This is a genomic window from Streptomyces sp. NPDC051921 (genome assembly GCF_040680975.1).
Classification (GTDB): Bacteria; Actinomycetota; Actinomycetes; order Streptomycetales; family Streptomycetaceae; genus Streptomyces.
The window spans coordinates 199,542-223,091 of the sequence record NZ_JBFAXU010000009.1; the positions used below are offsets into that span (position 1 = coordinate 199,542).

The 23,550-nt window shown below is 75.5% G+C and carries 20 protein-coding genes; 11 read left to right on the forward strand and 9 right to left on the reverse strand.

Annotation, left to right across the window (positions count from 1 at the left end):
• Window positions 1-16: 16 nt before the first annotated feature.
• Together AB0M16_RS14965 and AB0M16_RS14970 are read right to left on the reverse strand one after the other, a co-directional pair.
• Complete coding sequence (locus AB0M16_RS14965) at window positions 17-781, reverse strand: glycerophosphodiester phosphodiesterase (protein ID WP_365342703.1); 765 nt, start codon at window positions 779-781, stop codon at window positions 17-19.
• Window positions 778-1,509 carry a hypothetical protein gene (locus AB0M16_RS14970; RefSeq protein ID WP_365342793.1) on the reverse strand — a complete coding sequence of 244 codons (732 nt, stop codon included), beginning with the start codon at window positions 1,507-1,509 and terminating at the stop codon, window positions 778-780. Before AB0M16_RS14970 ends, AB0M16_RS14965 begins: the two co-directional genes overlap by 4 nt.
• Before the next feature lie 130 nt (window positions 1,510-1,639).
• On the opposite strand from AB0M16_RS14970, the gene AB0M16_RS14975 reads away from it, so the two are divergent.
• A complete protein-coding gene (locus tag AB0M16_RS14975) occupies window positions 1,640-3,139 on the forward strand; it encodes a PLP-dependent aminotransferase family protein (protein ID WP_365342705.1) in 1,500 nt (499 codons plus the stop codon).
• A 99-nt stretch (window positions 3,140-3,238) separates the two neighbouring features.
• Here AB0M16_RS14975 and AB0M16_RS14980 read toward each other — a convergent pair whose 3' ends face one another.
• The gene (locus tag AB0M16_RS14980; RefSeq protein ID WP_365342707.1) at window positions 3,239-4,876 is read right to left on the reverse strand and encodes a hypothetical protein; all 1,638 of its coding nucleotides are present in this window, start codon (window positions 4,874-4,876) and stop codon (window positions 3,239-3,241) included.
• A gap of 37 nt (window positions 4,877-4,913) precedes the next feature.
• Window positions 4,914-5,108 (reverse strand): hypothetical protein, encoded by a 195-nt coding sequence (locus tag AB0M16_RS14985; RefSeq protein WP_362537449.1) that lies wholly within the window; start codon window positions 5,106-5,108, stop codon window positions 4,914-4,916.
• 304 nt (window positions 5,109-5,412) lie between these two features.
• Between AB0M16_RS14985 and AB0M16_RS14990 the strand changes: the two genes are divergently transcribed.
• From AB0M16_RS14990 to AB0M16_RS15015, 6 genes are all read left to right on the forward strand, one after another.
• On the forward strand, window positions 5,413-5,811 hold the full coding sequence (locus AB0M16_RS14990; protein ID WP_365342709.1) for an ankyrin repeat domain-containing protein: 399 nt from the start codon (window positions 5,413-5,415) through the stop codon (window positions 5,809-5,811).
• Between the two features lie 254 nt (window positions 5,812-6,065).
• On the forward strand, window positions 6,066-7,487 hold the full coding sequence (locus AB0M16_RS14995; protein ID WP_365342711.1) for a HEAT repeat domain-containing protein: 1,422 nt from the start codon (window positions 6,066-6,068) through the stop codon (window positions 7,485-7,487).
• Between the two features lie 528 nt (window positions 7,488-8,015).
• Window positions 8,016-9,143 carry a glycosyltransferase family 1 protein gene (locus AB0M16_RS15000; protein WP_365342713.1) on the forward strand — a complete coding sequence of 376 codons (1,128 nt, stop codon included), beginning with the start codon at window positions 8,016-8,018 and terminating at the stop codon, window positions 9,141-9,143.
• Entirely contained in the window at window positions 9,140-10,315 is a 1,176-nt protein-coding gene (locus AB0M16_RS15005; RefSeq protein ID WP_365342715.1) for a glycosyltransferase, read from the forward strand. The genes AB0M16_RS15000 and AB0M16_RS15005 overlap by 4 nt, the downstream gene beginning before the upstream one ends.
• A gap of 437 nt (window positions 10,316-10,752) precedes the next feature.
• Window positions 10,753-11,619: an SGNH/GDSL hydrolase family protein gene (locus AB0M16_RS15010; protein WP_365342795.1), complete on the forward strand. Its 867-nt coding sequence runs from the start codon at window positions 10,753-10,755 to the stop codon at window positions 11,617-11,619.
• Complete coding sequence (locus AB0M16_RS15015; protein WP_365342717.1) at window positions 11,616-15,221, forward strand: hydantoinase B/oxoprolinase family protein; 3,606 nt, start codon at window positions 11,616-11,618, stop codon at window positions 15,219-15,221. The genes AB0M16_RS15010 and AB0M16_RS15015 overlap by 4 nt, the downstream gene beginning before the upstream one ends.
• Before the next feature lie 57 nt (window positions 15,222-15,278).
• Here AB0M16_RS15015 and AB0M16_RS15020 read toward each other — a convergent pair whose 3' ends face one another.
• From AB0M16_RS15020 to AB0M16_RS15040, 5 genes are read right to left on the reverse strand one after another with little or no spacing between them, the layout of a single operon-like run.
• A complete protein-coding gene (locus tag AB0M16_RS15020; RefSeq protein WP_365342719.1) occupies window positions 15,279-16,142 on the reverse strand; it encodes a biotin-dependent carboxyltransferase family protein in 864 nt (287 codons plus the stop codon).
• On the reverse strand, window positions 16,139-16,765 hold the full coding sequence (locus tag AB0M16_RS15025; protein ID WP_365342721.1) for an allophanate hydrolase subunit 1: 627 nt from the start codon (window positions 16,763-16,765) through the stop codon (window positions 16,139-16,141). The genes AB0M16_RS15020 and AB0M16_RS15025 overlap by 4 nt, the downstream gene beginning before the upstream one ends.
• Window positions 16,762-17,541 (reverse strand): 5-oxoprolinase subunit PxpA, encoded by a 780-nt coding sequence (locus AB0M16_RS15030; protein ID WP_365342723.1) that lies wholly within the window; start codon window positions 17,539-17,541, stop codon window positions 16,762-16,764. Before AB0M16_RS15030 ends, AB0M16_RS15025 begins: the two co-directional genes overlap by 4 nt.
• 42 nt (window positions 17,542-17,583) lie before the next feature.
• The gene (locus tag AB0M16_RS15035) at window positions 17,584-17,799 is read right to left on the reverse strand and encodes a hypothetical protein (protein WP_365342725.1); all 216 of its coding nucleotides are present in this window, start codon (window positions 17,797-17,799) and stop codon (window positions 17,584-17,586) included.
• The gene (locus tag AB0M16_RS15040; protein ID WP_365342727.1) at window positions 17,796-19,076 is read right to left on the reverse strand and encodes an MFS transporter; all 1,281 of its coding nucleotides are present in this window, start codon (window positions 19,074-19,076) and stop codon (window positions 17,796-17,798) included. Before AB0M16_RS15040 ends, AB0M16_RS15035 begins: the two co-directional genes overlap by 4 nt.
• 172 nt (window positions 19,077-19,248) lie before the next feature.
• Here AB0M16_RS15040 and AB0M16_RS15045 point away from each other — a divergent pair, with 172 nt between their 5' ends.
• From AB0M16_RS15045 to AB0M16_RS15060, 4 genes are all read left to right on the forward strand, one after another.
• The gene (locus AB0M16_RS15045) at window positions 19,249-19,944 is read left to right on the forward strand and encodes a GntR family transcriptional regulator (protein WP_365342729.1); all 696 of its coding nucleotides are present in this window, start codon (window positions 19,249-19,251) and stop codon (window positions 19,942-19,944) included.
• Between the two features lie 200 nt (window positions 19,945-20,144).
• Window positions 20,145-21,671 carry a hypothetical protein gene (locus AB0M16_RS15050; RefSeq protein ID WP_365342731.1) on the forward strand — a complete coding sequence of 509 codons (1,527 nt, stop codon included), beginning with the start codon at window positions 20,145-20,147 and terminating at the stop codon, window positions 21,669-21,671.
• Complete coding sequence (locus AB0M16_RS15055; RefSeq protein ID WP_365342733.1) at window positions 21,668-22,645, forward strand: hypothetical protein; 978 nt, start codon at window positions 21,668-21,670, stop codon at window positions 22,643-22,645. The genes AB0M16_RS15050 and AB0M16_RS15055 overlap by 4 nt, the downstream gene beginning before the upstream one ends.
• Window positions 22,642-23,538 (forward strand): hypothetical protein, encoded by an 897-nt coding sequence (locus AB0M16_RS15060; RefSeq protein ID WP_365342735.1) that lies wholly within the window; start codon window positions 22,642-22,644, stop codon window positions 23,536-23,538. The genes AB0M16_RS15055 and AB0M16_RS15060 overlap by 4 nt, the downstream gene beginning before the upstream one ends.
• Window positions 23,539-23,550 lie beyond the last annotated feature (12 nt).

Consider the following 23,550-nt stretch of genomic DNA (forward strand, 5'->3'; position numbering starts at 1 on the left):
CTCGGGTTCCGGGCCTTCAGGACCAGACTCCCCGCTCGGTCATGACCTCGCGCAGCGTCTCCAGATGATCGGTCATGATGCCATCCACCCCCAGGTCGAGGAGAGAGTTCATCCGTGCCGGATCGTTCACGGTCCACACGTGGACCTGCAGGCCGCGGGCGTGCGCCTCGCGGACGAAGCGCCGGTCGACCACCGTGACGCCGGCCTGGCGCTCGGGGACCTGCGCGGCGACCGCGCCGGCGCGCAGCGCCGCCGGGATGCCGAGGGAGCGCAGCCGCAGACCGAGGACGCCGGTCACCCCGTACGAGGTGGCCAGCTTCGGCCCGGCGAGCTTCTGGGCCCGGGCGATCCGGGACTCGGTGAAGGAACTCACGCACACCCGGTCCCAGGCGCGCTTCTTGCGGATCAGGTCGAGCAGCGGCAGCAGCGCCGATTCGGCCTTCAGGTCCACGTTCCAGCGGGCCTCGGGGAACTCGTCCAGCAGGTCCTGGAACAGCGGCAGCGGCTCCTTCCCGGCCACCCTGGCTTCCCGGACCGCCGCCCACGGCAGGTCCCGGATCCGGCCTCCGGTGTCCGTGACCCGGTCCAGGGTCGCGTCGTGGAAGGCGACGAGCCGGCCGTCCGCGGTCGTGTGAACATCGGTCTCGAAGTAGCGGTAACCGGCGGCGGCGGCCCGCCGGAAGGCGGCCGCCGTGTTCTCCAGGCCGTCCGCCGTGCCGCCGCGGTGGGCGAAGGGGATGGGTGCCGGGTGGTCGAGATAGGGGTGGGGTACGCGCGTCACCGCCGCAGTATGGCCTGATCAGGTGTCGTCGGGGCAACGGGTTCGGACCCCGGATTCTGAATACTGGATCCAGAGGTGTGGGGATGGGATCCAGAATCCGGAATGTCGGATCCACCATCGCGCTCCGGCACCGCGAACCACCGCAGGAAGAACTGCGCCAGCGGACCGATCGCCAGCGCGTACAGCACCGTGCCGACACCCACCGAGCCGCCGAGCAGGAAGCCGGTGGCGACCACCGCGATCTCGATCGCCGTACGGACCAGCCGGATCGAGCGGCCGGTCAGCCGGTGCAGACCGGTCATGAGGCCGTCGCGCGGGCCGGGACCGAAGCGGGCCGCGATGTAGAGGCCGGTCGCCGCGCCGTTCAGCACGATGCCGAGCGCCAGCAGCGCGATCCCGGCCGGGAGGCCGTCCGTCTCCGGGACCAGGGCCAGGGTGCCGTCCATGGCGAGCCCGATGACGAAGACGTTGGAGACGGTGCCGAGGCCGGGCCTCTGCCGGATGGGGATCCACAGCAGGAGCACGACCGCTCCCACGGCGATCGACACGACGCCGATGCTGAGCCCCGTCCGCTCGGCGAGCCCCTGGTGCAGCACGCCCCAGGGCTCCAGGCCGAGACCGCCGCGCACGAGCAGCGCGGAGCTGATCCCGTAGAGCGCGAGACCGGCGTAGAGCTGGACGAGTCGGCGGGTCAGGTGCCGGCCGCGGAGACCGGAGGCGATGGACAAAGGACTGCCCCCCTGGGAGACGACCCGGTGTGTGACGACCGGAGTGGTGATGGTGGACTGGCTCATGACACTCTGTGGCGGGGGGCGACATGCCAACCATGGCCAATTCGCGGAAGGTGGACTGATTTCCATGGCCCAGTGGACTTCGGCCGTGGGGCCTGCCCAGCTCGCCCGGCAACTCCAGGCGCAGCAGCCCCGGCCCGCCGCCCCCGGCGCCCGCAAGCCGCCCGCGTACCGTGCCCTCGCCGACGGCATCCGCCTGCTCGTCCTGGAGGGCCGGGTCCCGGTCGCCGCCCGGCTGCCCGCCGAGCGCGAACTGGCCCTCGCCCTCACCGTGAGCCGTACCACCGTCGCCGCCGCCTACGAGGCCCTGCGCACGGAGGGCTTCCTGGAGTCCCGGCGCGGCGCCGGCAGCTGGACCGCGGTCCCGGCCGGCAACCCGCTGCCCGCCCGCGGCCTCGAACCGCTGCCCCCCGAGTCCCTCGGCTCGATGATCGACCTGGGCTGCGCGGCGCTGCCCGCGCCCGAGCCGTGGCTCACCCGGTCCATCCAGGGTGCCCTGGAGGAGCTGCCGCCGTACGCCCACACCCACGGCGACTACCCGGCCGGTCTGCCCGCGCTCCGGCAGATGCTCGCCGACCGCTACACCGAGCGCGGCATCCCGACCATGCCCGAGCAGATCATGGTGACCACCGGCGCCATGGGCGCGATCGACGCGATCTGCCACCTCTTCGCGGGCCGCGGCGAACGGATCGCCGTCGAGTCCCCCTCGTACGCCAACATCCTCCAGCTGATGCGGGAGGCCGGCGCCCGGCTCGTGCCCGTCGCCATGGCCGAGGGGCTCGGCGGCTGGGACCTCGGCCGCTGGCGCCAGGTGCTGCGCGACGCCGCGCCCCGCCTGGCGTACGTCGTCGCCGACTTCCACAACCCCACCGGCGCCCTCGCCGACGAGGACCAGCGGCGGCAGCTCGTGGAGGCGGCCCGCTCGGCCGGCACGGTGCTCGTGGTCGACGAGACGATGACCGAGCTGTTCCTCGACGAGGACCTGGAGATGCCCCGGCGGGTCTGCGCCTTCGACCCGGCCGGCGCCACCGTCGTCACGGTCGGCTCGGCGAGCAAGGCGTTCTGGGCCGGCATGCGGATCGGCTGGGTGCGGGCCGCGCCCGACGTGATCCGTTCCCTCGTGGCCGCCCGCGCCTACGCGGACCTCGGCACCCCCGTCCTGGAGCAGCTCGGCGTGAACTGGCTGATGCGCACCGGCGGCTGGGAGGAGGCCGTCGACCTGCGCCGCAATCAGGCCCGAGAGAACCGCGACGCCCTCGTGGCCGCCGTCCGCCGGGAACTGCCCGACTGGGAGTTCGAGGTCCCGCGCGGCGGTCTGACCCTCTGGGTGCGCACCGGGGGCCTGTCCGGCTCGCGGCTGGCCGAGGTCGGCGAACGCGTCGGCGTCCGCGTCCCCTCCGGCCCCCGCTTCGGTGTGGACGGCGCCTTCGAGGGCTATGTCCGGCTGCCCTTCACCGTGGGCGGCCCGGTCGCCGAGGAGGCCGCCGCCCGGCTGGCCGCCGCCGCCCGCCTGGTGGAGTCGGGTGCGGGTTCCGGCGTGGAGGCGCCCCGGCCCTTCGTGGCGTAGCACCCCGTATCCCCTCGTACGGGCCGTATCTCCTCGCAACGGAGAGGGCGGCCGCACCCGTCCGGGTGCGACCGCCCTCTTCCTTGCCCGGGCGGGTGCTCAGCCCTCCGCCGGGACGGGGGAGGGGAACGGGGTCGTGCCCGGCTCCTTGCGCATGGCCGGCGCCGTGTCCGGGGCCAGGTCCGGCTCGGGGGCCGAGCCCGGCGCGGTGTCGACCGCCGCCGCCGTCGCCGTGCGGCGCTCCGGCAGCAGCTCCAGGACCGCCCGGCGGTGCGCCTCCGCCGTCGCGTCGTCGTACGGGTCGGGGGTGGCCGGGACCTGGAGCCGGAGCACCGGGCCGGCGCCGAGCCGGGCGTAGCCGCGGCCGGGCGGAACGTCGGGCACCGGGGTGGTGTGCGGCCCGGCGCCCAGCACGGCCGCGATCTGCTCCGGTGCGGCGGGCCCGAGCACGACCCGGGCGCGGGTGTGGCCGCGTACGGTCTCGCCGAGCGCCTCCAGGCTGTCGAACTGCTCGGCGACCACGACCGTCACCTGTGCCGCACGCCCGTGCCGCAGCGGCACCTGGAGCAGGTCCTGCGGGTCGGGCCGCCCGGCGGCGGCGGCCAGGTGTCCGAGGATGCTGGGCCGGTCGAGCAGGATCCACAGCGGGCGGCGGGTGTCCTCGGGCGCCGCGTGGCCGGACTGGCGGGCCCGGTTCGCGGCGATCAGACGGCGCTCGGTCTCGTGCGCGGCCCATTCCAGGCTGGCGAGCGCGCCCGACAGCCCGCACTCGACGGCGAGCACGCCGTCGCGGCCGACGAGGCACGCGTACTCGCCCGTGCCGCTGCCCTCGACGATCAGCACGTCGCCGTGCGGCAGGGCCTGGAGCGCGATCGAGCGGAGCAGGGAGGTCGTGCCGCTGCCGGGCTGGCCGACGGCGAGCAGATGCGGCTCGGTGGAGCGGGGCCCGGTGCGCCACACGACGGCCGGGGCGTCCTCGGTCCCGTCGGAGGCCTGGACCGGCACGGTCCGCTGGACGGCGTCGGCGTCGGTGAAGCCGAGGACGGTCTCGCCGGGCACCGTGACGAAGCGCTGGGCGGCGATCGTGGTGGGCAGCGCGGGCAGCACGTGCATGGTGAGCCGGTTGCCCTCCTCGTCCCAGTCGAAGAGGTACTCGCGGCCGCGGCCCGACTTGGCGTGCAGCAGGTGCTCGATCCGGGCCCGGGCGGCCGGTTCGCCGTCCGTGAAGTACGGGGGGTAGGAGATCCGCAGCCGGGTCAGCCGCCCGTCCTCGTCGAAGGCGTAGTCCGAGAAGGGCCCGCCCCAGTCGCCGCCGTGGGCGAAGAGCGGCTCCGGGTCCTCCGGGAGGGACAGGTACGGCACCAGCGCCTCGTACAGGCCCTTGAGCCGGGCGATCTCCGCGTCGTCGGGCCCGGTCTTCACGACCGGGCGCTCACGGCCCTGCCAGGCGGCCGCGCCCATCACCGCGACGAGCGCGAGGAGCGGGCCGTACGGCACGAGCGCGACGACCAGGACGCAGGCCGCGACCAGGAACAGCGTGGGACCACGCCGCTCCTTGGGGGTCGCGGCCCACCTGGCACGCGCGGTCGCGGCCAGCTTCCGCAGACCACGCGAGATGGTGATCAGCGGATGGAGCACATCGGTGGCGCTGTCGGCGGCCGTGCGCGCGATCTCTCGGCTGCGAGCGATCTGGGCGCTGCCGCTGCTCAGAATGCGGGGGAGTGGTCGCCGGGCCACGTCGTACTCCTGAAGTGGTGGAAGGGGTGGAGGGAGGTCAGAACTTGATCCCGCCCAAGAGGCTGGCGAGGCTCTGGCCGCCTGCGGTGATGCTCGGGGCGATGGCGGTGCCCGCCAGGTAGAAGCCGAAGAGCGCCGAGACGAGCGCGTGCGAGACCTTGAGTCCGTCCTTCTTGAAGAACAAGAAGCAGACGATGCCGAGAAGGACGACCACAGAGAAGGACAGGATCATGAGGTGTTCTCCTGGTTGAGGGGACAGTCACCTTGAGTCCTTCCAGGTTCACAGCAAGTATCTATGTGACTAAAGGTGCAAATGGGTGAATGGCGGGCGATTTCACTTGACCGGCGGACGTCGACCCGCTCTCCGGGTGGCGAAACCCGCCGGGTGCGGTAGTGCACCGGCTCCCCGGCGCGAGCTGCGGTGATCCTTGCCGCGGACGCGCCCCCTCATGTCGTCCGACGGGCAGTACCCTGTCGATTCACTCGTACGGCCGCGCTCGGCGTGCGGGGACGAGCACGAAGGGTGGTTGTGAACGATGAGCGAGAACGAGACCCCGGACCCCGAGGTCGTCGAGCTGGCCTCCAAGGTCTTCGACCTGGCGCGCGCCGGGGACGCGGTGACCCTGGCCGCGTACGTCGACGCCGGAGTCCCGGCGAACCTCAGCAACGAGAAGGGCGACTCGCTCGTCATGCTCGCCGCCTACCACGGCCATGCCGAGGCGGTCACCGCCCTGCTGACGCGCGGCGCGGACGCCGACCGCGCCAACGACCGCGGCCAGACCCCGCTCGCCGGCGCCGTCTTCAAGGGGGAGGACTCCGTGGTCCGCGCCCTCCTCGCCGGCGGGGCGAATCCGGAAGCCGGAACTCCGTCCGCCGTGGATACCGCGCGGATGTTTGGGAAGACGGAACTCCTGGAGCTCTTCGGGGCCCGGTGAACGAACCGGGTGAACGAGGGTTGAACCCCAGGTGAGACGGCGCCGTAAATGTGGTCGCGGTGGCGAAATGGGTGGGTCATCATGACGTCGGGCCCGCAGGGGGCCACCGACGAGAGGCAGAGGAAGATGGTCACTGGCAAGCGCAGGACGACGGGCGGCCCGACATGTTGCCGCACGGCCTAGGCGAACAGCCTGACCCGGTTCATCCCGGATTCCCCCCGGTCGTGTCGACAGCTTGATGTGAGGCGTCTTCCATGTTCGATCCAGTCATAGCGCCGAGCGGCACCCTGCTCGGTCTGCTGCAGAGGGGCCGCGGCGACGGCACCCTCCACGCGCTCGCCGCGCCACGCGCCGAGGCCCTCGCGGCCCTCAACCACTGCGTTCTCGACGACCCCCGCCACGACTGGCAGGTCGAGAACCGCTCCCTCTACTACGCACGGCTCTACCTGGACCTCCACGGAGGTCTGGAGGAGATCGAGGCGCACCTCTTCGGAGCCGAGGACCACCTCGACACCGAGGAGTCCAGGACCGGGCTCGCGCTCGCCGTCCTCGGCCACCTCGCCTCCTACGGACGCCAGGACGCCCTGTTGCTCCTGCGGCGCTACGCCGCCACCGGGACCAACTGGGCCTGGGCCCTCGACGAGCTCGCGCTGCGCGACGACGACGCGGGCCTGCGCGCCCTCGCCGGACCCGTCCTCGCCCGCTTCCCGGCCACCGCCGAGGGCGAGGCGGAGCTCGCCGCCACCGTCCGCGACGCCTTCGAGCCGCGGCCCTGGCGCCTGTGGGCCGAGGACCCCAGGGAGTCCGTCGGCGCCCGCATCAAGGCCGCCCGCGAACAGGGCTCCTTCGACCGCTGGCAGCGGCAGCTCCGCCCCACCGGCCCCCGGCCCGGCTGGAGCGTGCAGGCCGTCCTCGACTGGGCCCAGGAGGGCCACGAGCGGGGCGCCGAGCTGCACGGGCCCGCCGCCCGCTGCCTGGTCGCCGTCGCCGGACCCGAGGACCGCGACACCCTCCTCGGCGCCGCCCGCGGCGGCCCCGACGGCGCCCGCTGCGCCGCCCTGCACTACCTCGCCGAGTCACAGGACCCCGCCGTCCTCGACCTCGTCGAGCTCGCCGTCGGCGACGGCTCCCGCACGGTCGCCGACGCCGCCGTCGCCGCGTACCAGCGCATGCACGGCGAAGCCGCCGTGGACCGCGCCCGCGGCTGGATCCACCGCCCGGACGCGCTCGGCGCGGCCGCGGCCGGCACGCTCGCCTTCCGCGGCGGCCCCGAGGACTCCCCCCTCGTCCTCGGTGCCCTCCGCGAGACCGTCCGTGCCCAGGGCCCCGACGCCCCCGCCCTCTATCCCCTCGTCGACGGCGCCGGCCGCCTCGGCATCGCGTGCGCCGCCCCCGTGCTGCGCCACGTCTACCGCGAGACCGCCTCCTCGCAGCTCCGCGGCCGCACCGCCCGGGCCCTCGCCGCCACCGACGCCGGCTTCCCGAACGGATTCGCCGTCGAGTGCCTGTGGGACTGCGAGGAGACCACCCGCGAGCTCGCCGCGCTCCACGCCGAGACGGGCGACGTACGCGTCGCCGAGCGCCTGCGCCGCCTCGCCGCCGACCCCGCCGAGGAGGCGGAGGTCCAGGACGCGGTGCGCAACCGGATAGGGCCGGACCTCGACCTGCAGGTCTGACACCCGCGAGAACGGGTGAGCGGGGGCGGCCCACCGGGCCGCCCCCGCCGTCGTGCGCGCTCGTCCTCGTGACGGGGACGCGGCGGACGGCCCGGCGAGACCGGGCGGGCGCGCGGAGAGTCCGGGCGGGCGCGCGGAGAGTCCGGGCGGGCGCGCGGAGAGTCGGGACTGGCGCGCGCCGGGGTGCCGCGGGTGGTGCGTCGCGGTGCGCCCGGCGAAGGCGGGGCGCTCGGCGAGGGATGGGCGGGCGGGCGGCGAGTCCGGTCGGGCGCGTCCAAGAGGTCAGGGCGGGCGGGCGGCGAGTCCGGTCGGGCGCGCCCAACGAGGTCAGGGCGGGCGCGCGGCGAGTCCGGTCGGGCGCCCGGCGAGGGCGGGGCGGCGCGGCGAACGGGGCGGGCGCCGGCGAAGGCGGGGCTCGGGCGCGGCGAGGTGCGTCGCGGTGCGCCCGGGGCAATTGCTCATGGGACGTTCCCCGGACGTCCAGATCCACTTTGACGGGGACACGCCGAGTCCGACGACAACACCGGTATGCGTGTCGTCATCGTCACCGAGTCCTTTCCGCCCGACGTCAACGGCGTGGCGCACTGCGCCCTGCAGACCGCCCGCCACCTCCTCCGCCGCGGCCACGACCCCCTCGTCGTGGCCCCCGCGGTCTCCGCAGCCGCCCCGGCCCCGGACGCCGACGCGCCCTGCCCCGTCGTCCGCGTCCCCTCCGTGCCCCTCCCCGGCTACCCGCAGGTGCGGGTCGCGCTGCCCAGCCGGCGGGTCGCCGCCGCCATCGCCGCGCACCGCGCCGACATCGTCCACCTGGCGAGCCCCTTCGTCCTCGGCGTGCGCGGCATGACCGCCGCCGCACGGCTCGGGCTGCCCGCCGTCGCCGTGTACCAGACCGACCTCGCCGGGTACGCCCGCACCTACCTCAACGCCGGCGAGTCCACCGCCTGGCGCCGCCTGCGCGCCGTCCACAGCGCCGCCGACCGCACCCTCGCCCCGTCCAGCGCCGCCGTACGCGACCTGGAGGCCCACGGGATCGGGCGCATCCGGCTCTGGCGGCGCGGCGTCGACACCGCGCGCTTCCGCCCCGAGCTCCGCGACGAGCGGCTGCGCCGCGAACTCGCCCCCGGCGGCGAGACGATCGTCGGCTACGTGGGCCGGCTCGCCCCCGAGAAGCGCGTCGACCTGCTCGCCCCGGCGTCCCGGCTGCCCGGCGTACGGGTCGTGGTCGTCGGCGACGGGCCCAGCGGGCCGGGCCTGAGGGACGCGCTGCCCGACGCCGTCTTCCTGGGCCGCCGCACCGGGAGCGACCTGGCCCGGGTCTTCGCCTCGCTCGACGTGTTCGCCCACACCGGGCCGTACGAGACCTTCTGCCAGACCGTCCAGGAGGCGATGGCGAGCGGCGTCCCCGTCGTCGCCCCCGCCGCCGGCGGCCCCCTCGACCTGGTCGCGCACCGCCGCACCGGACTCCTCGTCCCGCCCGAGGACCCGGACGCGCTGCGCGACGCCGTCGCCTCCCTGGCGGCCGCGCCCGCACTGCGCACCGCCTACGGCGCCGCCGGGCGGGCGGCCGTCGAACGCCGCACCTGGGAGGCCGTCGGGGACGAACTGATCGGGCACTACCTGGAGGTGCTGCGCGAGCGGACGGCGGTGGCTGCGTGAGAGGCGCCGGAGGCCCGCTGCGCATCGTGCGGCTCGCCAACTTCGTCACCCCGACCTCCGGCGGACTGCGTACCGCCCTCGATCAGCTCGGGCGCGGCTACCGCGCCGCCGGCCACGAACCGGTCCTCGTCGTCCCCGGCGACGCGGCGAGCGACCGGGAGACCGAACAGGGCCGGGTGATCACCTTGCCCGGGCCCGGACTCCCCGGCACCGGCGGCTACCGCGTCCTCGCCGACCGGCGCGGCCTGCGCCGCCTCCTGGAGGAGCTGGCCCCCGACCGCCTGGAGGTCTCCGACCGCACCACGCTGCGCTGGACGGGGGAGTGGGCGCGCCGCGCCCGGGTGCCGTCCGTGATGGTCTCCCACGAGACCGCCGACGGGGTGCTGCGCACCTGGGGCGTGCCGGGCGCCTTCGCGGAGCGGGCCGCCGACCGGCTCAACCGGCGTACGGCATGGGCCTATTCGAGGATCGTCTGCACCACGGAGTGGGCCGAGCGGGAGTTCGTGCGGATCGGGGCGCGCAATGTCGTACGGGCCCCGCTCGGCGTCGACCTGGCACGCTGCCGGCCCGAACGGCACAGCACGCTGCTGCGGGCCCGGTACGCGGACGGCGAGCGGGTGCTGCTCGTCCTGTGCTCCCGGCTCTCCGTCGAGAAGCGTCCCGGCACGGCCCTCGACGCCCTCGCCGTGCTGCGCGCCCAGGGCGTGCGGGCCTCGCTCGTCGTGGCCGGCGAGGGACCGCTGCGGGGCGCCCTGGAGCGACGCGCGCGGGAGCAGCGGCTGCCGGTGCGGTTCCTCGGCCACCTGGAGGACCGCGAGGCCCTCGCCGACCTCCAGGCGGCGGCCGACGTGTGCCTGGCGCCGGGACCCGCGGAGACCTTCGGTCTCGCGGCCCTCGAAGCGCTCGCCTGCGGCACGCCCGTCGTCTGCAGCGCCTCCTCCGCCCTCCCCGAGGTCGTCGCGGACGCGGGCGCCTGCGCGGCCGACGATCCCGGCTCCTTCGCCCGGGCCGTGCGGACCCTGCTCGGCCGGGACGAGGCCCAGCGCCGCTCCACCGCCCGTGCCCGCGCCGAGCTCTTCTCGTGGCACCGTGCGACCGCCGCCTTCCTCGCGGCCCATGACGCGAACCCGGCACCCCTCGACGTCAGAACGCCCCAGGAGACGCTCCGATGACGCCCGGTCAGCCCTCGGTCACCCGCGAAGCCCCCGCGCCGCCCCCCGGCACGGCCGCTCCGGCCTTCGGCAGGGCTGCTCCGGTCGGCGTCAGCGGTGCTTCCGTCCTCGGCAGGGCTGCTCCGGTCGCCGTCAGCGGTGCTCCGGCCTTCGGCGCTCCCGCTCCGGTCGCCGTCAGTGCTGCTCCGGCCCTCGGCACAGCCGCCGTCAGCGCTCCCGCTCCGGCCGCCGTCCCCGCTGACACGGCGCTTGCCTCGGCCTCCGCCCCCGCCTCGGCCTCCGCCCCCGCCTCCGCCCCCGCCTCCGCCCCCGCCTCGGCCTCCGCCTCGGCCTGCGCCTCCGCCTCGGTCCCCGCCCCGGCCCCTGCCCCGGCCTCCGGCATCTGCTCTGCCCCGGCGCCCGCCCCCGACCGCGCCCCCGGCGCTGCCGCCTCCCCCGTGCCGCCGGGCTGCCCCCCGACCGCGCCGCCGCCCGTCACCCGGTTCGTCGCGCTCGGCGACTCGCTGAGCGAGGGCGTCGGGGACCGGGTCGGAGAGGGCTGGCGGGGGTGGGCCGCGCTGCTCGCCGCAGGGCTGCGGCCCGCCGGTGAGGGCCTCGCCTTCACCAATCTCTCCGTCAGCGGGGCGCAGAGCCGGGACGTGGCCGAGGACCAGCTGCCCGAGGCGCTGGCATTGCGTCCCCAGCTCGCCTCCGTCGTCGTCGGGGTCAACGACACGCTGCGCCGCACCTTCGACATCGGGCTGCTCGCGCGCCGCCTCGACCGGGTGTGCGCGGAACTCACGGCGGCCGGGACCGTGCTGCTCACGGCCTGCCTGCCCGACCCCGGGCTCATGCTCGGTCTGCCCGCGCCGCTCGCCCGACCGCTGGCCCGGCGGCAGCGGGCCGTCAACGCCGTCGTGCACGCGCTCTCCATCCGCTACGGCGCCGTCCACCTCCACCTCGACGCCCCCGCCTGGACCGACGACCGGTCCCTGTGGAGCGCCGACCGACTGCACCCCGGCGAGCGCGGTCACCGTGCCATCGCCGCCGCCTTCCACCGGCTCCTCCACGCCCGGGGGCTCGCCGACGGCGCACCCCCGTCGCCCGACCCCGAGCAACCCGCTCCGACCCGCTCCGACGCCCTGCTCTGGCTGGCCACCGCCGGCACCGCCTGGGTCGTGCGCCGCTGCGGCGACCTGTTGCCCCAGCTGCTCCTGCTCGCCGCCGCCGAGGTCCGCCACTCGGCCACCGGCACCCGCGCCCGTCTCGACGCACGCGCCGAACACGCCCTCACCCGTGCCCTCACGGCCACAATGAGGGAATGACCGGACGCTGGGAGTTCTGGATCGACCGGGGCGGCACCTTCACGGACGTCGTGGGCCGGCGCCCCGACGGGCGGCTCGTCACCCGCAAACTGCTCTCGCACGACCCCGCCCGCTCTCACGACGCCGCCGTCGCCGGCATCCGGCTCCTCCTGGACCTCGGCCCCGACGACCCCGTCCCCGCCGACCGGATCGCCGTCGTCAAGATGGGGACCACCGTCGCCACCAACGCCCTCCTCGAACGGCGCGGCGAGCCCACCGTCCTGCTGATCACGGCCGGTTTCCGTGACGCCCTGCGCATCGCGTACCAGAACCGTCCCCGCATCTTCGACCGCCGCATCGTGCTCCCCGAAGCGGTCTACGCGCGGGTGATCGAGGTCCCCGAGCGGGTCGACGCCCACGGCGGGGTCGTCACCCCGCTCGACGAGGACGCCGTCGCCGCCGCCCTGGCCGACGCCCACCGCGACGGGCTCCGCTCCGCGGCCGTGGTCCTCCTCCACGGCTACCGCCACCCCGCCCACGAGACCCGGGTCGCCGCGCTCGCGCGGGCCGCCGGCTTCCCCCAGGTCAGCTGCTCCCACGAGGTCAGCCCCCTCATCAAGCTCGTCCCCCGCGGGGACACCACGGTCGTGGACGCCTACCTCTCGCCGATCCTGCGCCGTTACGTCGACGAGGTGGCCCGCGAACTCGCCGGCATCCGCCTCATGTTCATGCAGTCCAACGGCGGCCTGCGGGAGGCCGCCCACTTCCGTGGCAAGGACGCCGTCCTCTCCGGCCCCGCGGGCGGCGTCGTCGGCATGGCCCGCACCTCGGAACAGGCCGGCTTCGACCGGGTCGTCGGCTTCGACATGGGCGGCACCTCCACCGACGTGTCGCACTACGCGGGCGAGTTCGAGCGCGAACTCGGCACCGAGGTCGCCGGGGTCCGGATGCGCGCCCCCATGATGAACATCCACACCGTCGCCGCGGGCGGCGGCTCGGTCCTCCACTACGACGGGCAGCGCTACCGCGTCGGCCCCGACTCCGCGGGCGCCGTCCCCGGCCCCGCCTGCTACCGCCGCGGCGGCCCCCTGACCGTCACCGACGCCAACGTGATGCTCGGGCGGATCCAGCCGGACCACTTCCCCGCCGTGTTCGGCGAGGACGGCGACCAGCCGCTCGACGCCGACGTGGTCCGGGAGCGCTTCACCGCCCTCGCCGCCGAGATCGGCGGCGGCCGGACGCCCGAGCAGGTCGCCGCCGGGTTCCTGGAGATCGCCGTCCTCAACATGGCCAACGCCGTCAAGAAGATCTCCGTCCAGCGCGGCCACGACGTCACCCGCTACGCCCTCACCTCCTTCGGCGGCGCCGGCGGCCAGCACGCCTGCGCCGTCGCCGACGCCCTCGGCATCGACACCGTCCTCGTACCGCCGCTGGCCGGCGTCCTCTCCGCGTACGGCATCGGCCTCGCCGACGCCACCGCCATGCGGGAGCAGTCCGTCGAGGCCCGACTCGACGCCCCCGGCACCGGGACGCGCGTCACCGGCCTCTGCCGTGAACTCGCCGAACGCACCCGTGACGAACTGCGTGCCGACGGACTGCCCGACGACGCGATCACCACCCACGCGCGCGTGCTGCTCCGGTACGCCGGCACCGACGCGAGCCTCCCGGTGCCGCTCTCCACCCCGGAAGGGATGACCACCGCCTTCACGGCCGCCCACCGGACGCGCTACGGCTTCACCACGGACGCGCCGGTCGTCGTCGAGGCCGTCTCCGTCGAGGCCGTCGGCACCGCGGGACCGCACGGGCCCGTCGTCGTCCCCCACGGCACGCGGGAGGGTGACCTCGCGCCCCGGGCCACGGTCACCACCCACAGCGCGGGAGAGCCCACCCCGACCCCGCTGCACCGCCGCGACGACCTGCGCCCCGGCGACACCGTCACCGGGCCCGCGATCCTCGCCGAGGCCGACGCCACCACCGTCGTCGACCCCGGCTGGGCCGCCACCGCCGCCGAGGAGGGACACCTGCTCCTGCGCCGGGTCACCCCCCGCCCCGCGCGCACGGCCGCCGGCACCGACGTCGACCCGGTCCTCCTGGAGGTCTTCAACAACCTCTTCATGGCGATCGCCGAGCAGATGGGCGTCCGCCTGGAGAACACCGCCCACTCCGTCAACATCAAGGAACGGCTCGACTTCTCCTGCGCGCTCTTCGACCCCGCCGGCAACCTCATCGCCAACGCCCCCCACATCCCCGTCCACCTCGGCTCCATGGGCGAGTCCATCAAGGAGGTCCTGCGCCGCAACGAGGGCGAGCTGCGCCCCGGGGACGTCTACGCCGTCAACGACCCGTACCACGGAGGCACCCACCTCCCCGACGTCACCGTCGTCACCCCCGTCTTCGACGACACCGGTACCGACCTGCGCTTCCTCGTCGCCTCCCGCGGCCACCACGCCGAGATCGGCGGCATCACCCCCGGCTCCATGCCCGCCTTCAGCACCACCGTCCACGAGGAGGGCGTCCTCTTCGACAACTGGCTTCTCGTCCGCGACGGCCGGTTCCGCGAGGAGGAGACCCGCGCCCTGCTCACCGGAGCCCCCTACCCCTCGCGCGACCCCGACACCAACCTCGCCGACCTGCGCGCCCAGATCGCCGCCAACGAGAAGGGCATCGAGGAACTCCGCAGGACCGTCGCCCAGTTCGGCCTCGACGTCGTCCACGCCTACATGCGGCACGTCCGCGCCAACGCCGAGGAGTCCGTACGGCGCATCGTCGCCCGGCTGCGGGACGGCTCGTACCGCTACGAGACGGACGGCGGCGCCGTGGTCCAGGTGGCCGTCCGCGTCGACCGCGAGCAGCGCTCCGCCGTCCTCGACTTCACGGGTACCTCGCCGCAGCAGCCCGGCAACGCCAACGCGCCCACGTCCGTCGTCATGGCCGCCGTCCTCTACGTCTTCCGGACCCTCGTCGACGACGACATCCCGCTCAACAGCGGCTGCCTGGAACCGCTCGACGTCCGCGTCCCGGCCGGCTCGATGCTCGCCCCGAGCTACCCGGCCGCCACCGTCGCCGGCAACGTCGAGACCTCCCAGGCCGTCACCGGCGCCCTCTACGCGGCCCTCGGCGTCCAGGCGGAGGGCTCCGGCACCATGAACAACGTCACCTTCGGCAACGACCGCGTGCAGTACTACGAGACCGTCGCCAGCGGCTCCGGCGCGGGCGAGGACTTCGCCGGCGCCGACGCCGTGCAGACCCACATGACCAACTCACGGCTCACCGACCCCGAGATCCTGGAGTGGCGCCACCCCGTCCGCGTCGACTCCTTCGCCGTCCGCGAGCGCAGCGGAGGCCGCGGCCGCCGGCCCGGCGGCCGCGGGGTCGAACGCCGCATCCGGTTCCTGGAACCCATGACCGTCGCGCTGCTGACCGGCCACCGCCGCGTCCCGCCGTACGGCATGGCGGGCGGCGAACCGGGCGCGCTCGGCGCCAACTCCGTCGAACGCGCCGACGGCACCGTCGACCAGCTGGCCGGCGTCGACACCACCGACGTCGGCCCCGGCGACGTACTCGTCGTCCGCACCCCAGGCGGCGGGGGCTACGGGCCGCCCGACGACGCCACGGACAGCTGACCCGCCCCGGCCGGCTCCGGCCGTCGTCACCGGTCCTCCGCGGCTGCCCGGGCGCGGTCAGGCGTACGGCACGAACCGCACCACCGTCCCCGGCACCGCCTGCGCCGCGGCCGACAGGTCCGCCTCCCGGACGACGGCCACCACCGGATAGCCGCCGGTGGTCGGATGGTCGGCGAGGAACACCACCGGACGCCCGTCCGGCGGCACCTGCACGGCGCCCAGGGGCATGCCCTCACTGGGCAGTTCGCCGCCGACGGCCCGTTCCAGGGACGGTCCCTCGGTGCGCAGCCCGATGCGGTTGGCGGCCGGGGACACCCGCCACGCGCGCGTGCCGAGCGTCCGCAGCGCGGCGGGCGTGAACCAGTCGTCGCGCGGGCCGAGCCGGACCCGCAGGACGAGTTCGTCCGGCGGGCCCGGCCAGGCGGGAACGTCGACCGACCCCCGTACGGCCGAGGCCGTTCCCAGCGGCAGCACCGCCCCGTCCGCCAGCGGCGCCGGGCCGAGGCCCGACAGCAGGTCGGTGGAGCGGCTGCCGAGCACCGGGTCCACCGCGATCCCGCCGCCGAAGCCCACGTACGAGCGCAGCCCGCGCACGGCCGCGCCCACCTCCAGGAGCTGCCCGGGCCCGACCCGTACCGGCGTGCCCCAGGCCGCGGGCCGGCCGTCGACCCGGACCGGGCACGGCGCCCCGCCCACGACGACCGCCACGGCGCACCGCGGGCGCACCGCGCACCCGGTGAGGGTGGTCTCCAGGACGGCCGCGCCCTCCGCATTGCCGAGCAGCCGGTTCACGAGCCGTACCGCGCCCGGGTCGAGCGCCCCCGAGCGCGGCACCCCCAGGTGCGCGTGTCCCGCGCGCCCCAGGTCCTGCACGGTGGTGAGCGCCCCGGCCCGTACGACGGCGAAGGCACGGTCGGTCATCGGCCCGCCGCCGTGAAACGCACCCGGGTGCCGGGGGAGAGCAGCGCGGCGGGCTCCCGGGCGGTGTCCCACAGCACCGCGTCCGTCGCCCCGATCAGCTGCCAGCCGCCCGGCGAGGACCGCGGATACACCCCCGTGTACGGGCCCGCGAGCGCGACGGACCCGGCAGGGACCGCCGTACGCGGAGTGGCCCGGCGCGGCACCTCGTAGCGCGGCCCGAGGCCCGTGAGATAGCCGAAGCCCGGCGCGAAGCCGCAGAAGGCGACCCGGAACTCGGTCTCCGCGTGGATCCGCACAGCCGCCTCCACGGACACGCCCCACAGGGCGGCGACCTCGGCCAGGTCGGGTCCGTCGTAGCGCACCGGCACCGTCACGGACGCCGCCACGCGCGCGCGGAGCGCGGGCACGTCCCACGAGCGCAGCTCGGCCGCCAGCCGGTCCGGAGCGGCCACCCCCTCCAGGAGCACGGTCCGCGCCGCCGGCACGATCTCCCGCACGGCGGGCAGCGCGCCCTCCGCGCGGCGGCGCAGCAGTTCGGCGTGGAAGGCCTCCGTGGCCTCGCCGCTCACCAGCTCGACGAGCAGCCCGCGTTCACCCACCCGGAAGACCTTGCGCGCCCTCATGCGAAGGCCTCCACGCGGACCCCGGCGGACTCCAGCTCGGCCCGCACGCGCCGGGCCAGGTCCACGGCGCCGGGCGTGTCGCCGTGCAGGCACAGCGAGCGGGCCCGCACCGCCACCGGGCGTCCGCAGTGGGCGGCGACCACCCCGAACCGGGCCATGGACACCGACCGCTCCACGACCTCGGCCGGCTCGGTCACGACGGCACCCTCCTGCCCCCGTGGCAGCAGGGTGCCGTCCGCCCGGTAGGCGCGGTCGCCGAACGCCTCGCCGACCACGGGCAGTCCGGCCTCCCCGGCGGCCCCGTGCAGCCGCGATCCGGGCAACCCGAGCACCGGCAGTCCGGCCCCGGCCCCGCCGGCCGAGGCGAGGAGCACCCCGTCCACGACCGCCGCCGCCTGCTCCTCGTCGTGCACCACGCGGTTGTAGAGCGCGCCGTGCGGCTTCACGTACGCCACCCGCGAGCCGGCCGCCCGGGCGAACACCTCCAGGGCGCCGATCTGGTACGCGACCTCCGCCGCCAGCTCGGCCGCCGGCACGTCCATGGCGCGCCGGCCGAAGCCGGCCAGGTCGCGGTAGGAGACCTGGGCCCCGATCCGTACCCCGCGCTCCGCCGCCAGCTCGCAGACGCGCCGCATGGTCGCCGCGTCCCCGGCGTGGAAGCCGCAGGCCACATTGGCGCTGGTGACGACCGAGAGCAGCCGTTCGTCGTCGGTCAGCGTCCAGCGGCCGAAGCCCTCGCCGAGATCGGCGTTGAGGTCGATCGAGACCCCGGTCATGAGAGGTTTCCTTCCTTCGTGCGCAAGAGAGCCCGGTTCCGGTCAGGCCGGGACGCGGTGCTCCGCGTCCCGTACGTCCGGCACGAGCACCCGGCCCGGTGCGTGGGTGATCGGGAACGGCGGCCGTGAGCCCGTTCCCGCCGCCTCCGGCGTGACCCCGCGGGCCCGGAACACCGTGGCGGGGACCGGCGAGGCGTGGGCACGCGCGCGTGCCGCACGGGCGCCGGGGACGGGGGGCGGGTCCGTCACGCGGTTCATACGAGCTCCCTGCCGCGGGTCTCCGGCAGGCCCAGCAGGGCGAGGACGGCGAGTCCGTAACCGACCGCGCCGAAGACCAGCGCTCCGCCCACGCCCCAGCTGTCGGCGAGGAAGCCGACCAGGGTGGGGAAGAGCGCGCCGACCGCGCGTCCGGTGTTGTAGGTGAGGCCCTGTCCGGTGCCGCGGACGGGCGTCGGATAGAGCTCGGCCAGGAAGGAGCCGAAGCCGCTGAAGATGGCCGACATGCAGAAGCCGAGCGGGAATCCGAGGACCAGGAGCAGGGTGTTCGCCCCGTCCGGGATGCGGGTGTAGGCGAGGACGGCGGCGGCGGACAGCACCGCGAAGAGCGCGATGTTCTTCTTCCGGCCGAGCCGGTCGGTGAGGTAGCCGCCGGTGAGGTAGCCGACGAAGGCCCCGGAGATCAGGAAGGTGAGGTAGCCGCCCGTGCCGACGACGGTGAGCCCGCGCTCGGTCTTCAGATAGGTCGGCACCCAGGTGGCGAGCGTGTAGTAGCCACCCTGGACGCCCGTCGACAGCAGCACCGCGAAGAGGGTGGTGCGCAGCAGCGGACCCTTGAAGACGGCGCCGAAGGAGCCGCGGTCGGCGCTCGCGCGCCGCACCTCGGCGGCCTGCGGGGCGTCCTCGACGTTACGGCGCACGTAGACCACGAGCAGGGCGGGCAGGGCGCCGGTCCAGAACATGACCCGCCAGGCGGTGTCGGCGTCGACGAACTGGAACACCAGCGTGTAGACGACCACGGCGAGCGCCCAGCCGGCCGCCCACGCGCTCTGGATGCCGCCGAGGGTACGGCCCCGGTGCCTCGCGGAGGCGTACTCGGCGACCAGGATCGCGCCGACCGCCCACTCACCGCCGAAGCCGAGGCCCTGGAGGGCGCGGAAGACCATCAGGGTCTCGTAATCGGGCGCGAAGCCGCACAGGACGGTGAAGAGGGCGTACGTGACGACCGTGATCATCAGTGCCCGCACCCGCCCGATGCGGTCGGCGAGGATGCCGGCGAGCGCGCCGCCGACGGCGGAGACCACCAGCGTGACGGTGGTCAGGAGACCGGTCTGCCCCTTGTCGAGGCCGAAGTAGGCGGCGATGGCCACCATCGACAGCGGCAGCGTGAAGAAATCGTACGAATCAAGGGCATAGCCCCCGAAGGCGCCACCGAACGCGCGCCTGCCGCGCGGGCCGAGGGCGTGCAGCCAGGCGAACGCGCCGGTGTCGTCCGGCCGTTCGCCGAGGGTCTGCCGCGGGGTCTGAGTCGTGCTCATCTGCACCTCACAGAGGGGAGGAGGGGTGCTGGAGAGGCGTGCTGACGGGCTGTGCGGTGTCGTTCAATGTAGGGATCGTTCAACGATCCGACAACCCTCGCGGAGGCATGTCCTTGTCTCGGAGGGGGTCCTGCGATTGACTCGCCGCGAACGACGGAGGGAACGAGGCACGATGGACGGAATCGGCGAACTGGCGGACGACCGCGCGCTGCTGGGCCGCACGAGCACGGCGGAACGGGTCGCCGACATCCTGCGCACCCGGATCGCCGAAGGGTTCTTCCCGCCCGGGACCCGCCTCTCCGAGGACAGCATCGGCGGCGCCCTCGGGGTCTCCCGCAACACCCTCCGCGAGGCCTTCCGGCTGCTCACCCACGAGCGGCTGCTCGTCCACCAGCTCAACCGGGGCGTGTTCGTCCGCGTCCTCGCCGTCGACGACGTGGCCGACATCTACCGCACCCGCCGGCTCGTCGAATGCGCCGTCGTCCGCGGGCTGGGCGCACCGCCGTTCCCCGTCGACGGACTCGTGGCCGCCGTCGCGGAGGGTGAGCGCGCCGCGCGGGACGAGGACTGGAAGGGCGTCTCCACCGCCAACATCCACTTCCACCGGGAACTCGTCGCCCTGGCCGGCAGCGCCCGCACCGACGAGCTCATGCGCGGCGTGCTCGCCGAACTCCGCCTCGCCTTCCACATCGTGGACGACCCGCGCGGGCTCCATGAGCCGTATCTCCTGCGAAACCGGGAGATTCTGGACGCCCTGCGGGCCGGCGACCGGAACCGGGCGGAGCACCTCCTGGCCCGCTACCTCGACGACTCCCGCACCCGCATCGGCGAGGCGTACGCGAAGGCGGTCGACGAGCCGCAGCGGTGAGCGGGGCGGGTGAGCGGGGCACGGGGGCGTTGCCTGCGGACCCGGGCGGGGCGTGCGGGCGGTGCGCGCGGACTGGGCGCACGGGCCGCGCGGCGGCGGTCGTGCAGGCCGGCCGACCGGGTCGTACAGGCCGGGGGCCGGCCGGGGTCGTATAAGCGCCGTTTCGACCGTTGTCTGTGCGAGGACCTACTCTGTGCACCGTGACTTCGCCTGCCTCGACGGACCTCGCTCCGCCCCAGCTCAGCGCGGGGCCGCGCCCCGCGCAGGGCCCGGCCGCCGACGAAGGGCTCGCGCGGCGGCTCCGCGCGCTCGCGTGCACCGCGCCGCTGCACGACCTGGACACGCGCAAGGCGAACCTGGCGGGCGAGTACTCGGTCTACGCGATGGCCGAGGTCGCCCTCGCCGCGATCGACCTGGTCACCCTCAACATGGACTTCGACACCGGAGCCGACAGCGAGCAGATAATCGCCCGCCTGCTGCCCCGCGTCGCCGCCCAGGCCCCCGAGCGCCCCGCCGCCGAGCACGAGCGGGTGGCCCGCTGGGTCCTGGAGAACCTGATCAACGTCGGCAGTGTCGACCGCGGCTTCCGCGCCGTCTACGGCACCTTCGGCTCCGACGGCGTCTACACGCGTCGCGACTACGACTTCAAGCTCATCGAAGAGGTCCCCGGCTACGGCGGCGGGGTCTATCTGCGCACCACCGACGAGGCCGTCAACGTGCTCGTCGGCGCCCTCGACACCGACGTCACCAGCGCCCAGATCGCCGCCGAGGTGAAGCTGGAGGTCCTGATCAGCCGGGGCCGCCTCGCCGACGCGCAGCTCGCGGCCGAGCAGGCCCGCTACCGGACCGTGCAGTACGCGGAGACCCTCCGCAAGACCCTGGAGGCCACCCGGCGCAACGTCCGCGCGGTCGACTGGCTCAACGCCGTGCCCGACATGATCGCCGAGGCGCTCGACCACGTGGCCGACCGCTACCGCCACGAGAACGCGATCCTCACCAACATCCGCAAGGCCCGGGACGAGGCCGAGGACCAGGAGCACAAACGCCGGGCCGCCGAGCTCGTCGACATCGTCAAGGACTGCATCCGGCGGCACACCCAGCTCCAGTCCCGCCTCCTGGAGGCCGGTCCGCTGTTCCGCGCCGAGCAGGACCGCCAGGCCTTCGCCGCCCCCACCGCGTACACGGGCCTCGACCTGTACGGGCAGCTGGTCGCCCCGATCCTGCCGCTCCCCGTCGAACAGGCCGGCAAGGTCACCGACGCCTTCTTCGCCCACGGCACCGGACTGCGCACGCCCGTGTCCGTCCGCGTCGGCGACCTCGTCGACCTGCTGCTCACCCCGCCGGTGGAGCGCCAGCACCTCGGCGCCGAGATGCCCGAGCCGGACCTGATCGCCACCCCCGACGACAGCCGCTTCAGCGAGGAGCAGCTGACGAGCGCCATGGAACTCCTCGACCTGGAGCACGACGCGCCGCGCCGCCTGTCGGGCCTCCTCGCCGACGCCCGCCGCCGCGATCCGGACCTCCCGTACCTGGTCGCCCTCCTCGCCGTGCACGCCGCGAGCCCTCCGGTCGGCACGGCGTACCGCCAGGGCGAGGAGCGCCTCCTCTTCGCCGTGGACGACGGCACGCCCCTCGACGACCCCGAGTTCGGCGGCGCCGACCTCATCGTGGGCACCGCCCTCCTGGACGCCGTGGGCATGGCCGCCGACCGCACGGAGGCCACGTGACCGCCCCGCCCACGGAGGACGAGACCTCCGCCACGAACTCCCCGTGTCCCGACGACCCGCCCAAGGGCGGGCCGTCGGCCGCGCCGCACCGCGACGTCCGCACCGCCCCCGCGGAGGCCGAACGTCGCCCGGACGTGCTCGCCGTGCCAGCGGCGGCGCGTGTCGACGTACCTCCCGTCCGGACGGAGGCCGTGCCGCGCCCGGACGTGCTCGCCGTGCCGTGCCCTGACGCGCCCCCCACCCCGGTGGTGCCCGCGCCGCGCCCCGAGGCGACGGCCGTCCCGGCGCCGCCCGCCGAAGCACCCCCCGCCCCGGCGGACGCCGACTCGCACCCGGGCGCCCCCGCCACCCCCGTCCTCGCCGAGCCGCGCCCCGACGCGCCGCCCGGCCCGACCCCCGCCGGGCCAGGCCCCGACGCGCCTGCCGCTCCGGCGGAGGTCGGGCCAGGCCCCGACGCGCCTGCCGCTCCGGCGGCGGTCGGGCCGGTCTCCGACGTGCTCCCCGGCCCTGCCCCGGTCGGGCCGGTCCCCGACGCGCTCACCGCCCCGGCGGACGCCGAGCCGCACCCGGCAGCCCTCGCCGGCTCCGTCCCGGCCGTGCCGCTCCCCGACGCGCCGCCGGTCGCCGCGCCGCCGGTCGGCCCGACGCCGGTCACCGCGCCCGCCACCGCCACCGCCGACGGTGCCGAGCGCGCCCCCGGTCCCCGGGTGGCGCGGGTCGCCGTGGCGCGTCCGCCCGTGGAGGAGCAGGAGACCGACCCGGACGGGCCGCGGGTGCGGGCCGTCCCCCTGCCCGCGGGACCGCCGGCCGAGCCGGCCCCGCGGCCGTTCGTGCGCCCCGTGCCCCTGCCGCGGGGGAAGCGGCGTGCCGCCGAGCCGGTGCCCGCTCCGCCGCCCGTCACCGTCACGCCCGTGCGCCTGCCCCTGCCCCGACCCGCGTCACCGAACCGCCGTACCGAGGAGCCCCAGCCGTGAGCGAACACCACGTCGAGCACACCGACGCGTGGAGCGAGCCGGAGGCCCCGCAGACCTCGACAGCGGGCAGCGCCGTGACGCCCGCCGACGCGGCCGACGCGGCCCGGCTCGTCTCCTTCGGCCTGCAGCCCAAGCTGCTGCCCGCCCGCGACGCCGAGTACGCCGAACTGCTCCGCCGCTACCGCGAGGACCCCGGCTTCGCGCGCCTCGCCGACGCCGTCGCCACCGGCCTCGGCCTCGTCGTCCTGGAGGTCTCCCCGCGCGCCGGCATGGCCGTCACCGCCGGCGAGGACTCCGTCTTCGCCGTCCGGATGGGCGACTACGCCCGCCGCGCCTCCACCGACTCCGCCGATCGCTTCCTGCACGGCCTCGCCCACCTCGCGGTGGCCGCGATGGCCTTCCCGCGCCCGGAGGACCTCGCCGACGACGGCTACATCGGCCGGCTCACGGTCAACGGCGTCGACGCCTTCGTCCGCCAGGCCTGCCGCCGCCTGGAGGAGCGCGCCGAGGAGCGGGGCGAGAACACCGACCCGGCCACCGACGCCCCGGGCCTGGAGGCCGCCTGGCGGATCTACGCCCGCCGCAGCGCCACCGGCGCCACCAAGGACGCGCGTCGCCTCGCCGGCTCCACCACCGGCATCGTCGGCAAGGCCGTCGCCTTCCTCACCGACTCCGGCTTCCTCCAGCGCACCGGCGACGAGTCCGGCGGCTCCTACCGCACCACCGCCCGCTACCAGCTCCAGGTCCGGGACATGGCCGGCAGCGCCGCCCTGGCCGAGCTCATCGAACTGGGCGTCGTCCCCGTCAGCGACGGCTCCGCGACCCTCCTGCCGCCGCCCGAGGGCGACGACCTGGAGATCGCCGCCGACGCCGGCCTGCCCTTCCACGCCTGATCAAGCCGCCCG

What these genes read in the sequence shown, in the direction of transcription:
- AB0M16_RS15030 (WP_365342723.1), bottom strand. Translation starts at nt 17,541, where the DNA reads ATGACCGGGGTCTCGATCGACCTCAACGCCGATCTCGGCGAGGGCTTC.
- AB0M16_RS15035 (WP_365342725.1), bottom strand. Translation starts at nt 17,799, where the DNA reads ATGAACCGCGTGACGGACCCGCCCCCCGTCCCCGGCGCCCGTGCGGCA.
- AB0M16_RS15025 (WP_365342721.1), bottom strand. Translation starts at nt 16,765, where the DNA reads ATGAGGGCGCGCAAGGTCTTCCGGGTGGGTGAACGCGGGCTGCTCGTC.
- AB0M16_RS15040 (WP_365342727.1), bottom strand. Translation starts at nt 19,076, where the DNA reads ATGAGCACGACTCAGACCCCGCGGCAGACCCTCGGCGAACGGCCGGAC.
- AB0M16_RS15015 (WP_365342717.1), top strand. Translation starts at nt 11,616, where the DNA reads ATGACCGGACGCTGGGAGTTCTGGATCGACCGGGGCGGCACCTTCACG.
- AB0M16_RS15000 (WP_365342713.1), top strand. Translation starts at nt 8,016, where the DNA reads ATGCGTGTCGTCATCGTCACCGAGTCCTTTCCGCCCGACGTCAACGGC.
- AB0M16_RS14975 (WP_365342705.1), top strand. Translation starts at nt 1,640, where the DNA reads ATGGCCCAGTGGACTTCGGCCGTGGGGCCTGCCCAGCTCGCCCGGCAA.
- AB0M16_RS15020 (WP_365342719.1), bottom strand. Translation starts at nt 16,142, where the DNA reads ATGACCGACCGTGCCTTCGCCGTCGTACGGGCCGGGGCGCTCACCACC.
- AB0M16_RS14995 (WP_365342711.1), top strand. Translation starts at nt 6,066, where the DNA reads ATGTTCGATCCAGTCATAGCGCCGAGCGGCACCCTGCTCGGTCTGCTG.
- AB0M16_RS15045 (WP_365342729.1), top strand. Translation starts at nt 19,249, where the DNA reads ATGGACGGAATCGGCGAACTGGCGGACGACCGCGCGCTGCTGGGCCGC.
- AB0M16_RS14985 (WP_362537449.1), bottom strand. Translation starts at nt 5,108, where the DNA reads ATGATCCTGTCCTTCTCTGTGGTCGTCCTTCTCGGCATCGTCTGCTTC.
- AB0M16_RS14990 (WP_365342709.1), top strand. Translation starts at nt 5,413, where the DNA reads ATGAGCGAGAACGAGACCCCGGACCCCGAGGTCGTCGAGCTGGCCTCC.